At 71.8% G+C, this 12231-nt stretch carries 11 protein-coding genes and 1 pseudogene; 3 read left to right on the top strand and 9 right to left on the bottom strand.

What is annotated here, in order from left to right:
- Window positions 1-285 precede the first annotated feature (285 nt).
- Complete coding sequence (locus tag ACFYZY_RS27870) at window positions 286-1044, bottom strand: NUDIX domain-containing protein (protein ID WP_388699481.1); 759 nt, start codon at window positions 1042-1044, stop codon at window positions 286-288.
- A 424-nt stretch (window positions 1045-1468) separates the two neighbouring features.
- On the opposite strand from ACFYZY_RS27870, the gene ACFYZY_RS27865 reads away from it, so the two are divergent.
- Window positions 1469-2092, top strand: coding sequence for an ATP-binding protein (locus ACFYZY_RS27865; protein ID WP_388699479.1), 624 nt, complete (start codon window positions 1469-1471; stop codon window positions 2090-2092).
- A gap of 154 nt (window positions 2093-2246) precedes the next feature.
- Here the strand turns inward: ACFYZY_RS27865 and folE are convergent, their stop codons facing one another.
- From folE to ACFYZY_RS27830, 7 genes and pseudogenes are all read right to left on the bottom strand, one after another.
- Window positions 2247-2825 carry a GTP cyclohydrolase I FolE gene (gene folE / locus ACFYZY_RS27860; protein WP_388699491.1) on the bottom strand — a complete coding sequence of 193 codons (579 nt, stop codon included), beginning with the start codon at window positions 2823-2825 and terminating at the stop codon, window positions 2247-2249.
- A gap of 183 nt (window positions 2826-3008) precedes the next feature.
- A pseudogene (locus tag ACFYZY_RS27855) lies at window positions 3009-3615 on the bottom strand (helix-turn-helix transcriptional regulator); the annotation flags it as partial.
- 113 nt (window positions 3616-3728) lie between these two features.
- The gene (locus ACFYZY_RS27850) at window positions 3729-3950 is read right to left on the bottom strand and encodes a ferredoxin (protein WP_388699476.1); all 222 of its coding nucleotides are present in this window, start codon (window positions 3948-3950) and stop codon (window positions 3729-3731) included.
- Window positions 3947-5140 (bottom strand): cytochrome P450, encoded by a 1194-nt coding sequence (locus tag ACFYZY_RS27845; protein ID WP_388699473.1) that lies wholly within the window; start codon window positions 5138-5140, stop codon window positions 3947-3949. Before ACFYZY_RS27845 ends, ACFYZY_RS27850 begins: the two co-directional genes overlap by 4 nt.
- 246 nt (window positions 5141-5386) lie before the next feature.
- Window positions 5387-7777 carry an ATP-binding cassette domain-containing protein gene (locus ACFYZY_RS27840; RefSeq protein WP_388699471.1) on the bottom strand — a complete coding sequence of 797 codons (2391 nt, stop codon included), beginning with the start codon at window positions 7775-7777 and terminating at the stop codon, window positions 5387-5389.
- A 152-nt stretch (window positions 7778-7929) separates the two neighbouring features.
- Window positions 7930-8751 (bottom strand): ABC transporter permease, encoded by an 822-nt coding sequence (locus ACFYZY_RS27835; protein WP_388699490.1) that lies wholly within the window; start codon window positions 8749-8751, stop codon window positions 7930-7932.
- Between the two features lie 14 nt (window positions 8752-8765).
- Window positions 8766-9704, bottom strand: coding sequence for an ATP-binding cassette domain-containing protein (locus tag ACFYZY_RS27830; RefSeq protein ID WP_388699469.1), 939 nt, complete (start codon window positions 9702-9704; stop codon window positions 8766-8768).
- Window positions 9705-9868: 164 nt separating this feature from the next.
- On the opposite strand from ACFYZY_RS27830, the gene ACFYZY_RS27825 reads away from it, so the two are divergent.
- The gene (locus ACFYZY_RS27825) at window positions 9869-10507 is read left to right on the top strand and encodes a PadR family transcriptional regulator (RefSeq protein ID WP_388699466.1); all 639 of its coding nucleotides are present in this window, start codon (window positions 9869-9871) and stop codon (window positions 10505-10507) included.
- A gap of 62 nt (window positions 10508-10569) precedes the next feature.
- On the top strand, window positions 10570-10965 hold the full coding sequence (locus ACFYZY_RS27820; RefSeq protein WP_388699465.1) for a hypothetical protein: 396 nt from the start codon (window positions 10570-10572) through the stop codon (window positions 10963-10965).
- A gap of 52 nt (window positions 10966-11017) precedes the next feature.
- Here the strand turns inward: ACFYZY_RS27820 and ACFYZY_RS27815 are convergent, their stop codons facing one another.
- A complete protein-coding gene (locus tag ACFYZY_RS27815) occupies window positions 11018-11689 on the bottom strand; it encodes a ScbR family autoregulator-binding transcription factor (protein WP_388699463.1) in 672 nt (223 codons plus the stop codon).
- Between the last annotated feature and the right edge of the window lie 542 nt (window positions 11690-12231).

Below are 12231 nucleotides of genomic sequence, written 5' to 3'. Positions count from 1 at the left end.
GGTGCGGTTCGGGACCCTGGACGAGCGACACCTGTGGAGGAACCCGAGCGCCTGACGCCTGTCCGTAGCCCCAGTTACGGGACAGCCCTTAGCGAGACGCGACATGGACGGGGAAGACTGCCGTGCGCATCCAGCCATTGCCGAGAGGCGCGGCGCATCAGGGTGGGCCTCCGCCGGTGCTCGCGTCGTCGACGTGGACGCGCGATAGAAGCAGGCCAAGTCCCTTGTTCACGCCGTCGTGGCGAAGACGGATCGTGAGCCCATTCATTGACGTCTCGGTCACGGCTACGGGGGGCCAAGCCGTGGCCGATGTGTGCAGCACTGGGCCTGAGACACGATGCCCTCGGACACGAGCGCTGCTTGCATAACGTCGGGCGCGAACAGCCACCCCCGGGTCCGGCACACGGGAAGGCCCTCCGGGACCGGGCCGGCGCGGAAGGAGAGACGGGACCGGGCGCGGGCGGTGCGCAGGACGCCGGCCCGGTCCAGGACGGTGGGGGCGATCGGGAGGCCGTTCTCCAGGAGCGCGGGGCCGGCGGCGTTGACGCGGGCGCGCAGGGCGGACAGCGTGCGGCGGACGTCGCCGGGGGCCATCAGGCCGGGCAGGCGGGCGGGTTCGGCGAACTCGACGCTCTCCACCTCGCCCTCGGGGAGCCGGATGGCGGCGATCTGCTCGTCGTTCCACACGCCGCCGTCGTAGACGTGCAGGATCTCGCCGGGGAACCGGACGGCGGGGCGCGTGGGGGCGTGGTCGGGGGAGATCCAGTCCACGGCGAGACCGCGGTCGACGGCCATGGTGACGCCGAGCTCCTCCCGCACCTCGCGCGCGGCGGCACGGGAGGGGGATTCGCCCTTGTCGACGGCGCCGCCGGGCAGAAGGCAGGTGTCGCGGTAGTCGACGTGCTGGACCAGGACCCGTCCGTGGCGATCGGTGATCAGTACGGAGGCCCCGGCCCACAGGGCGGCCGAGGCGCGCAGGATCCCGTACTCCTCGTCGGTCATCGACGGGTTCGGTGACTCGTCGGGAGCGGGCGTGGTGGTCATCTCTGTCTCCGATCGTGCGGTGGTACCGGGCCGGCCTGCCGGTCGGTACCGGTCGGACGGCACCCGGCCGGGCGCGAACCGGGTGGAGGGCTCGGTGCGGATGATCTCGCCCCGCCCGGCCCCGTGCGGACCGGGGGAACGGGCGGGGCGGTGGCCCGGGGTGGACCCGGCGGGGGACACGGGACACGCGCCCGGCGGTGCCGACGGGCCCGGCCGCGAGGAGCGCGTCGCCGTCTCCACCCCGGACTCCGGGACGTGAACGCCCTCGCGCGGACGGTCGTGGCCGGGCACGACGGCTCGCGTCCCGGGCTTGCGACACGGGGTTCAACGACGTGCGGGCGCCGGGGGTCACGGCCGCGACGGTCTCGTCGGCCCGGCCCGCGCACCGGTCGACGGTTCCGGAGCCGTCCCGCATACTTCCTGGATGATCACCCCGAGGGCTTCCTGGCACAACACCACGCACGACTGGGCAGCCGCCGTCGATCTCGATCATCTGGAGCTGATCCGCCGGAACCCGGCCGTCTTCGCCCCCCACGGCATCCCGCACCTGATCCTCGAAGTCGTCGCCTACGCGGCCGACGAGGCCGAACACGGCAACGGCGGACACTGCCGCGTCGTCCTCCACCCCGACGGTTCCGTGGCCGTCGCGGACGACGGGCGGGGCACCGACACGCGCCTCGACGAGCACGGGCGCATCGTGAGGAAACCGGTCATGGCGACGAAGGACCTCCGGTTCTTCGATCACCCCGACGCGCCGTCCCTGCCCGACGCGCACCCCCGCCGGGGCATGTCCGTCGTCGCCGCGCTCAGTACGTGGCTCGTCCACACCAACCGCCGCCGCGACGGATCCTGGACCCAGCGGTACGAACACGGCGTGCCGGCCACGGAGCTGCGGCCGATCGCCGCCGACCGCACGACCGGAACCACCGTCCACTTCATGCCCGACGGGTCGTTGACGGCGGGCGGCACCACGGCCGTCGACCTGGCACGGCTCACCGAGGCGTGGCCGCACCTCTCCGTGGAGATCGACGACCGTCGCGTCACGTGAGAGGAGAGCCTCCCGGGCAGGGGCCGCCCTCGCTCCCGGACCTTCCGGTCGGGGCCGTTCGGGAGCGGCCCCCGGGGTGTCCCGGGCCGGCTCGTGGTCCGTGGCCCACCCGGCGGCGGTGAACCGCTCCGCGGGACCCGCGTCCGCTCCGCGATCAGACGGGCCGCCCGGTGAGGGAGAGGAACTCGGCACGGGAGCGGGCGTCGTGGCGGAGCGTGCCGAGGAGCGTGGAGGTGAGGGTGGTGGAACCGGTGGCCCGGACACCGCGCAGGGTCATACAGGTGTGCTCGGCCTCGATCACGACACCGACGCCCTTGGGGTCCAGATGGGTCTGGAGCCAGTCGGCGACCTGCTTGGTCAGGCGTTCCTGGACCTGGGGACGACAGGCGAAGTGCTCGACCACACGGGCCGGTTCGGACAGGCCGAGGATGCGCCCGCCCGGCAGGTACCCGACGTGGGCGGTGCCGACGACGGGCAGCATGTGGTGCTCGCAGACCGATCGCACGGGGATCTTGCGCGCCGGCACCGGTTCGTCGTACCCCTCGTCGTTGGGGAAGGTCGTCAGGTCGAAGGGGCGGGGGCTGAAGAGTTCGGCGTAGGCGCGGGCCATGCGGCCGGGGGTGTCCAGCAGGCTCTCGGTGCCGGTGTCGACGCCGAGCGCCTCCAGGAACTGGGCGGCGGCGCGTTCGGCCCGGACCGGGTCGATGCCGCCGGTGTCGTGGACGACGCGCAGCGGGGCGCCGGACGGCGCCGTGGCCCGGGGCGCGGACGCGACGGGGGGACCGGTGGGCGGGCCGGCCGGTCCGTCGCGGAGGTGAGGGCCGGTGGGGTGAGGTCCATGGCGTACTCCTCGTGACGGGGGAGGACGCGGCGGGCGGGGACGCGCCTCAGGGGGACCGGGGGGCTCCGGGGACGGGGAGACGGGCCGGAGACGGACGCAGCAGCGGTCGGGGCCGGGCTCCGGGCAAGCCTGGAACGTCCGGTCGGCGAGCCCTTCCAGGACACCCCGGAGCAGGTGGAGGTTCATGCCGCACACGGTCCGGGTGCGGTCGCGCGCGAGCGCGTGGAAGGGGCAGGTGCCCAGGCTGATGGCGTCACCGTCGTGGCGCGGCTCGAACCCGTGCTCCTCCAGCAGGTCGAAGACGCCCTCCTGTTCTTGTCCGGCGAGCCGGGTGCCCGGCGCGTGGGCCTCCCGGTGCAGGACGGCCCGCACCGGCTCGCCGGTCGCCTCGGACTCCTCCAGGGCCCGGGCCAGGAGCCGTCCGGCCGGCTTGTAGTGCCGCTCGGGCAGGTTGACGGTCACCTGCGTGCCCGAGCGCCTGTAGAGCTTGACGGGCCGTCCGGCACCCGGGCCGGTGCGTCCGCTGCGCCGTTCGTAGACGACGTCGAGCAGCGACTCCCCGGCCGGGCGGCCCAGGTGGAAGGCCGCGGTCTTGCGGGGGGAGGCCGAGGGCTTCGGCGGCTTCGTCGCGGCTGACCGGCCCCGTCCGGCGCACGCCGTGGTCGTACAGCCTCCTGCGCGTCCGCGCGCGATCGTGTTTCCGGCGGAAGGGGAAGGCCCGTGTCGGCGCGAGCCCCGATCGGGCGGGCGGGCCGGCCGCTCGCGGCGCTCCGGGCGCGGCCGCCCCCCGGCCGCTCAGGAGCCGCCGGATTCCGGCTCGTGGAGGGTGATCGCCCCGGCGGGACAGACGCCGGCGGCCATGCGCACGGCCGCGCGGTGGACGACGGGCGGCTCGGCGCGCAGCAGGAGCACGAGGCCGTCGTCCGGATCCTGGTCGAACACCTCGGGGGCCGTCATGACGCACATCCCGGCGCCGATGCAGCGCTCGCGGTCGACGCTCAGGTCCGGCGTGCTCACTTCTCGTCCCAGGTGACCGGGAGGCTCTTCACCCCGAAGATGTCCGCGCTCTCCGGACGCAGCCGGACCTCCGCCGCCGGCACGGCCAGGCGCAGCGAGGGGAAGCGGTCGACCAGCGCGCGGAACGCGACCCGCATCTCGACGCGGGCCAGCTGCTGCCCCAGGCACTGGTGGATGCCGTGGCCGAAGGCCAGGTGCCCGGTGGCCTGCCTGCGGAGATCGAGCGTGTGGGGGTCCTCGAAGCGGCCGGGGTCGCGGTTGGCGGTGTGGTACGAGAGCACGACCGTCGTGCCGGCCTCGATGGTCGCGCCGCCCAGCTCGACGTCCTCCAGCGCGGTCCTGTGGAACGTCTTGGCGACGGTCAGGTACCGCAGCAGTTCCTCCACGGCCCCGTCGGTGAGCGAGGGGTCGGCGCGCAGCGCCGCGAGCTGTTCCGGGTTCCGCAGCAGCGCGAAGGTGCCGAGGGACAGCATGTTCGCCGTGGTGTCGAACCCGGCCGCCAGGAGGATGAGGCCGATCCCCTTCAGCTCCTCGTCGGTCAGGTCGCTGTCGGTGAGTTCGCTGAGGACGTCGTCGGTGGGGCGGGCGCGCTTGGCGGCCACCAGCCGTGCGAGGTACTCCTGCGTCGCGGTGTAGGCCGCCACCAGCTCCTCGTCGCCGGCCTCTCCGCCCATGAACACGTCGATCTGCTCCTGGAAGGAGGCCCGGTCCTCGTAGGGCACGCCCAGGATCTCGCAGATGACGATGGTGGGGAGGGGTTTGGCGAACGCGGTGACCAGATCCGTCGGCGGCCCGGTCTCCTCCATGGCGTCCAGGCAGTCGGCGGTGATCCGCTCGATCCGTTCGGTGAGCATCCGCATCCGCCGCACGGTGAACCTGCCCACCAGGGGCTTCCGGTAGCGGCTGTGGTCCGGCTCGTCCATGAGGAGGAACTCGCCGGGCGGCGCCGGGGGGAGCGGGAAGTCGACGACGTTCATGAGGTCCTTGCGCGAGCTGAACCGCGGATCGGCCAGGACCGAACGCACCATGTCGTACCCGGTGATCAGCAGGCCGGGCTTTCCGCCGGGATGGGTGTAGTGGCTGAGGGGACCGTGCCGGCGGGCGTCGGTCAACTCGGCCGGCGGATCGAAGGGGCAACCGGCCCGACGCTCTGTCGGCAGCGTCGTGACGGTGGGGAGGGCTTCACTCATGGTCCATCCTCGTTTCGCGGTGCACAGCGTTCGAACTTTCTTGAACGCTACGTTGCGTTTTCGAGTCGGTCAACGAAGTATGAGCAACTTCCCTTGTAAATAAAGGGAATTGATGCAATGACCTTGAGGGTGAATGCAATGGTTCGTTGCAATGAATGGGAGTGAAGGTAACGCTTCCCGCGTGCCGGGAAAGAGAACCGCCCCGTGGACCGGGGTCCACGGGGCGGTGAGTGCGGTGGTGCGCGGTCAGCCGTTGATGTACTGGGCGAGGTGCCGGCCCGTGAGGGTGGTGGGCGTGGCGACCAGGTCGGCGGGCGTGCCCTCGAAGACGATCCGGCCGCCGTCGTGGCCGGCGCCGGGGCCGAGGTCGATGATCCAGTCGGCGTGCGCCATGACCGCCTGGTGGTGCTCGATGACGATGACCGACTTCCCCGAGTCCACGAGCCGGTCGAGCAGGCCCAGGAGCTGTTCGATGTCGGCGAGGTGGAGGCCGGTGGTGGGTTCGTCGAGGACGTAGACGCCGCCGCTGTCGTGCATGCGGGTGGCCAGCTTCAGGCGCTGGCGTTCCCCGCCGGACAGGGTGATCAGGGGCTGGCCGAGGGTGATGTAGCCGAGGCCGACGTCGATGAGGCGCCGGAGGATCTTGTGCGCCGCGGGGATGCGGGCCGCGCCGGTGGCGAAGAACTCCTCGGCCTCGGTGACGGGCATGGCGAGGACCTGGCTGATGTCGCGCCCGCCGAGGCGGTGTTCGAGGACGGAGGCGTGGAAACGCTTGCCGTCGCAGTCCTCGCAGGGACTGGAGACGCCGGCCATGATGCCCAGGTCGGTGTAGAGGGTGCCGGTGCCGCCGCAGGTGGGGCAGGCGCCCTCGGAGTTGGCGCTGAACAGCGCGGGCTTGACGCCGTTGGCCTTGGCGAAGGCCTTGCGGATCGGGTCGAGCAGGCCGGTGTACGTGGCGGGGTTGCTGCGGCGCGAACCGCGGATCGGGCTCTGGTCGATGGAGATGACGCCCTGGCCGGCCGGGATGGACGAGTGGATGAGGGAACTCTTCCCCGCGCCGGCGACACCGGTGACGACGGTGAGGATCCCGAGGGGGATGTCGACGTCGACGTCACGGAGGTTGTGCGCGGTGGCGCCGCGGATCTCCAGGGCGCCGGTGGGTTTGCGGACGGTGGGCTTGAGGGCGGCCCGGTCGTCGAGGTGGCGCCCCGTGACGGTGCCGGAGGCCCGGAGCTTTTCGAGGGTGCCCTCGAAGCAGATGGTGCCGCCCGCGGTGCCGGCGCCGGGACCGAGGTCGATGACGTGGTCGGCGATCGCGATCGTCTCGGGCCTGTGCTCGACGACGAGGACGGTGTTCCCCTTGTCGCGCAGGCGCAGCAGGAGGCTGTTCATGCGCTGGATGTCGTGGGGGTGCAGGCCGACCGTGGGTTCGTCGAAGATGTAGGTGACGTCGGTGAGCGCGGAGCCGAGGTGGCGGATCATCTTGACGCGCTGCGCCTCGCCGCCGGACAGGGTGCCCGCCGGCCGGTCGAGGGAGAGGTAGCCGAGGCCGATCTCCACGAACGAGTCGAGGGACTGCCGGAGGGCGGCGAGCAGCGGGGCGACGCCGGGCTCGTCGAGGTCGCGGACCCACCGCGCGAGGTCGCGGATCTCCATCGCGCAGGCGTCGGCGATGCTGATCCCCTTGATCCTGGAGGAGCGGGCCGCCTCGCTGAGCCGGGTGCCGTCGCACTCGGGGCAGACCGCGAAGGTCATGGCCCGTTCGACGAACGCGCGGATGTGCGGCTGCAGCGCGTCGAGGTCCTTGGCCAGCATCGACTTGCGGATCTTCGGGATCAGGCCCTCGTAGGTCAGGTTGATGCCGTCGACCTTGACCTTGGTCGGTTCCTTGTGGAGGAGGTCGTCCAGCTCCGTGTCGGTGTACGCGTCGATCGGCTTGTCGGGGTCGAAGAAGCCGCAGCCGGTGAGGATGCGGCCGTACCAGCCGTCCATGTTGTAGCCGGGGACGGTGAGCGCGCCCTCGTTGAGGGACTTGGTGGCGTCGTAGAGCTGGGTGAGGTCGATGTCCGAGACGGAACCGCGCCCCTCGCACCGGGTGCACATTCCGCCGATGCGGTTGAAGTCGGCGCTGACGGCCTTCTTGCCGCTGCCCTCGACGCTGATGGAGGCGCTTCCCCTGAGCGAGGCGGTGTTGAAGGAGAACGCGCTCGGCGGTCCGATGTGCGGATCGCCGAGCCGGCTGAAGAGGATGCGGAGCATGGCGTTGGCGTCGGTGGCGGTGCCGACGGTGGAGCGCGGGTCGGACCCCATCCGCTGCTGGTCCACGATGATCGCGGTGGTCAGGCCCTCCAGGACGTCCACCTCGGGCCGTGACTGGGTGGGCATGAGGGTCTGCACGAACGTGCTGTAGGTCTCGTTGATCATCCGCTGGGACTCGGCGGCGACCGTGCCGAACACCAGGGAGCTCTTGCCCGAGCCGGAGACGCCGGTGAACACCGTCAGCCGGCGCTTGGGGATCTCGACGCTGACGTTCTTGAGGTTGTTCTCGCGCGCGCCGTGCACGCGGATCAGGTCGTGGCTGTCGGCGGCGTGCGGCGCGGCCGACGGTGACGGGGAGGTGTGCGTGTACGGGACCATGCTCGTCGTTCTCCAAGACTGTTGTGCGGCCGAAGTGGCTGTGCGGACGTGGGGTCGTCACCGGTCTCGCGGGTCCGCTGCCGCGTGGTGGGCCGGCACCGGGACGTGGTCCGGGCCCGCGGTCCGGCGGACCGCGGGCCCGGACCCGGTCGTCAGCGGCTCAGGTCCCGGAACCTCTTGACGGCCAGGGGGAAGAACACCGCGACGAGGACCAGCGGCCAGGCCACGGCGAGGAGTTCCGCGTGGGTCGCGGCCCAGGAGTCGCCGGTCGCCCCCGGGTTGCCGAACAGGCCGCGCACCGCGGTGGCCGTCGCGGACATCGGGTTCCACTCCACGACCGCGCCCAGCCACGCCGGCATCGACTCGGGCGTGGCGATGGCGTTGGACAGGAAGGCGACCGGCCAGACCAGGATCTGCACCGCCTGCACCATCTCGGGCTTGCCCGCGACCATCGCCAGGTGGATGCCGATCCACAGCATCGCGAACCGCAGCAGCAGCAGCAGTCCCACCGCGCCCAGGAAGGAGGAGAAGCCCTCGTGCCAGCGCCAGCCGATCGCGTATCCGACCGCGATCATCACGACCAGGCCGACGACCGACTGCAGCATGTCGGCGACGCTCCGCCCGACCAGGACCGCGCCGGAGTTCATCGGCATCGAGCGGAACCGGTCGATGACCCCCTTGCCGAGGTCCTGGGTGACCGAGAGCATCGTCGCCTCGAGGCCGAAGGCCATGGTCATGGTGAGCATGCCGGGCACCAGGTAGGACGTGAAGTCCCCCTCGACGCCCCGTCCGCCACCGATCAGGTAGCTGAACATCAGCAGCATCATCACCGGGAAGACCAGCCCGACGACCACCTGCACGGGCTGGCGCGCCCAGTGCGCCAGCTCGCGCCGGGTCATGGTCCAGGAGTCGGCCGCCGCCCAGCTCAGCTTCGAGCCCGTGCCGTGTGCCGTGCTCACGCCGGTCGAGGTCATACCGTGGGTCGCGCTCATGCGGCGTCCTCCTTCGTCAGGTGCATGAAGACCTCGTCGAGGGTCGGGCGGCGCACCGCGATGTCCTCCGCCTCGATGCCGGCCGCCTGCAGGGCCCGCACGGTCTCCGTCAGTGCGGCCATCCGGTTGCTGACCGAGGCGCTGATCATCCGCCGGTCCTCGTCCACCACCGTGTCGCCGGACAGGAGGGAGGCGGCGCGGGTCAGCTGGGCCGTGTCGTGCAGGACCACGTCGATGCGGTCGCCGCCGGTCTTGCTCTTCAGCTCGTCCGCCGTGCCCTCGGCGATGACCTTCCCGTGGTTGATCACCGCGATCTGGTCGGCGAGCTGGTCGGCCTCCTCCAGGTACTGGGTGGTCAGCAGGACGGTCGTGCCGCCGCCCACCAGGGACCGCACCGCGTTCCACACCTCCGTGCGGCCGCGGGGGTCGAGCCCGGTCGTGGGTTCGTCCAGGAAGAGCACCTCCGGCCGGGAGATCAGGGAGGCCGCCAGGTCGAGCCGCCTCCGCATGCCGCCGCTGTACTGCTTGACGGCCTTGGTGCCGGTGTCGGTGAGCCCGAACTGCTCCAGGAGTTCGTCGGCCCGCGTGCCGGCCCGGCGCGCGCCGAGGTGGTAGAGACGGCCGAACATCTCCAGGTTCTGACGGCCGCTGAGCTCCTCGTCGACGGCGGCGTTCTGACCGAGCAGCCCGATCCGTGCACGCACCTCGTCGGCCCGGGTCCTCACGTCGATGCCCGCCACCTCGACGCGGCCCTCGTCGTGGCGCAGCAGCGTCGACATGACGCGTACGGCCGTGGTCTTGCCCGCGCCGTTGGGGCCGAGGATTCCCTGGACGGTCCCGGCCCGGACCGTGAGGTCGAGACCGTCGAGGGCCTGCTTGTCCTTGTACTTCTTCCGCAGACCCTCGACGACGATCGCCAGATCGCTGTCAGACAAAACACCCTCCTTCGAGACAGTGGTAAAACTTGTCTAGTGGCTCCACCGTAGGGCACTCAAGCTTGTTGGTCAAATTTGATTAGCGAGGAAACGGCGGGGGTTTCACGGTCCGCGAGGGGCGGGCAGGGGTAGCCTAGTCAAAATTAACTAGAAGGGGGATGGGCATGTCAGCGATCCGGCTCCTGGTTCTCGGCGCGGTCCGCCAGCACGGGCGGGTGCACGGCTACCAGGTACGCAACGACCTGGAGTTCTGGGGCGCCCACGAGTGGTCCAACGCCAAGCCGGGTTCGATCTACCACGCGCTCAAGCAGATGACGAAGCAAGGACTCCTCGTCGCCCACGAGGTCGCGCCGAGCACCGCCGGCGGCCCGCCCCGCGTCGAGTACGAGATCAACGACAAGGGGACCGAGGAGTACTTCGCGCTCCTGCGCGAGGCCCTGGGCTCGCACGAGCAGAAGGCCGACATGCTCTCGGCCGGCATCGGCTTCATCGTCGACCTGCCGCGGGCCGAGGGCGTGGAGCTCCTCAAGAAGAGGGTCGTGGGGCTCGAACAGTGGCGGTCCGCCGTCACCGGTTACTACCTGCCGGAGACCGGGTTCGAACAGCTCGGGCACATCGGCGAGATCATGAACATGTGGGTGCACTCGGCCGACTGCGGCGCGGAGTGGACGCGCGGTCTGATCGAGCGCATCGAAGGCGGGGCGTACACGTTCGCGGGGGAGGGGGAACCCTTCGTGGGCGTGCTCGCGGAGGACCAGCCGAACCCGTTCGCCACGGGGCCGCACCCGGAGGACCACCGGTAGGGCGCGCTCCGGAGGCGCCGGTGCCGGGCGGTGGCGTCGCACCCCGCCGGTACGCTCGGATCATGAGCGTCTCTCTCCACTACCGCGCGAGCCGGGCGGTGCCCCTCACGGCGGCCGAGGCCTCCGCCGTCGAGCGCGTCACCGCCGCCCGGTCGTCGTCCTTCCCGTACCGGGACGAGGAAGGGCTCCACCTGTACGGGAACGGTGGCGGCGAACCGGACGGGATCGTGGCCGGGTCCACCCGGGTGCCGCTCGACCCCGACCGGGCGCTCCCGGTGATCGCCCACGTGCTGGACTCGGTGACCGAGTTGCGCCGCGCCCTGCCGGGAGCGGAGTGGCACGTGCACGTGGACGACCTCGACGTCCCGTGGGACGAGGACGGGGGCTACGACCTGCCGGGCCTGCGCGACGCGGGCCCCACCGGGTCCGGCGCGATGGCCCGACCGCCGCGCGGGTGACCGCGTCCGCGGCCGGCGGGCTCCGTGACGGCGGAGCCCCGCGCGGCCCCGGTCAGCCGGCGGTGCCCAGGCCCTCGCGGGCCTCGGCCGCCTCCAGGGCCTCGGCGTAGACCGCGGCCCCCCGGCCCGCGGAGAGGTCGAGCGAGGCGAGGATGGAGGGGGTCACCGCGCTGGGCAGCACGTGCCGCATCATCGCGGAGACCCTGTCGGCCAGGTCGCGGTACTCGCAGAGGGCCTGGGACATGGACTGGATGCCGGCGAACGAACCCACGATGACGTCGGCCGTCTCGGCGGGCACGGCATGGGGGAGGAGCTCGCCCCGCACCTGTGCCTCCCGCAGCAGTTCGCGGCCGATCCCGGCCCAGCGCAGGAACGGACCGCTGCGGTCGGGGTCCTCCACCACCTGGTCCGTCGTCAGCCGGACGCCGGCACGGACCATCGGGTCGGTTTGCAGGCGGTGGGCGTGCAGCATCACGACGTCCATGATCTCCTGCACCTTGGAGACGCGGGGCGGAACCGTGATCCGCCGGTCCTGCTCGGCCAGCACGGCCTGGGCCAGATCCACCTTCGACACGAAGTGGAAGTACAGGGCGCCCTTCGTCGTCCTCGCCTCCCTGAGGATCTGGGAGATCGTGGCCGCCTGGTACCCGTGTTCCTCGAAGATCTTGGCCGCCGCCGACAGGATCGTCTGGCGCGTGCGGATGGCCCGGACCTGCTCAGCCACTCCTTCTCCTCCTCCCTCGGGATCGTCGAGCGCCGGGGGGTTCCGAAGAGGCCGCCCAGTCCGTACCCTACGGCGGACGGCCAGTACCGCTCATCCAAGGGCAAGGAAAGACCAGGTCAAGAAGGAAGCCCGTGACGCTCGCCCCCGGTCTCGCCGGAACCGTGGGACGGGGGGAGGACGGCGTGCTCCCCGTGGTCGTCCGCTCCGGCGGTGCGGAGCGGGCCCGGCGCGACGCCCTCCGGTTTTTGCGTCGTTCCACGGGGCCCGAGCCGCGAGCACCCCTTCGCGGCACCCCCGCGCTCCTCCGCCGGACGCCCTCGGCCCGGCGGGGAACGCACTCGCGGGTGCCGCCGTCCGCCCCGGCCGGTCCGGCGCCGTCCGAGCCGTCCGCGAGCGGGTCGGACGAACGTGCCCCCGGTGCCGCACCGCCCCGGTCCTGCCGGGGACCGGCTCCGTCCGGCCCGGAAGGCGTTGCCTCGTCCGACCGATAGAAACGGCACGGACGGTTTGTTATGCTCCCTCGCGAGAGGGCGCACCACGGC

It is taken from the genome of Streptomyces sp. NPDC001744, assembly GCF_042892575.1.
GTDB lineage: Bacteria > Actinomycetota > Actinomycetes > Streptomycetales > Streptomycetaceae > Streptomyces.
This window is presented reverse-complemented; position numbering and strand designations above follow the sequence as displayed.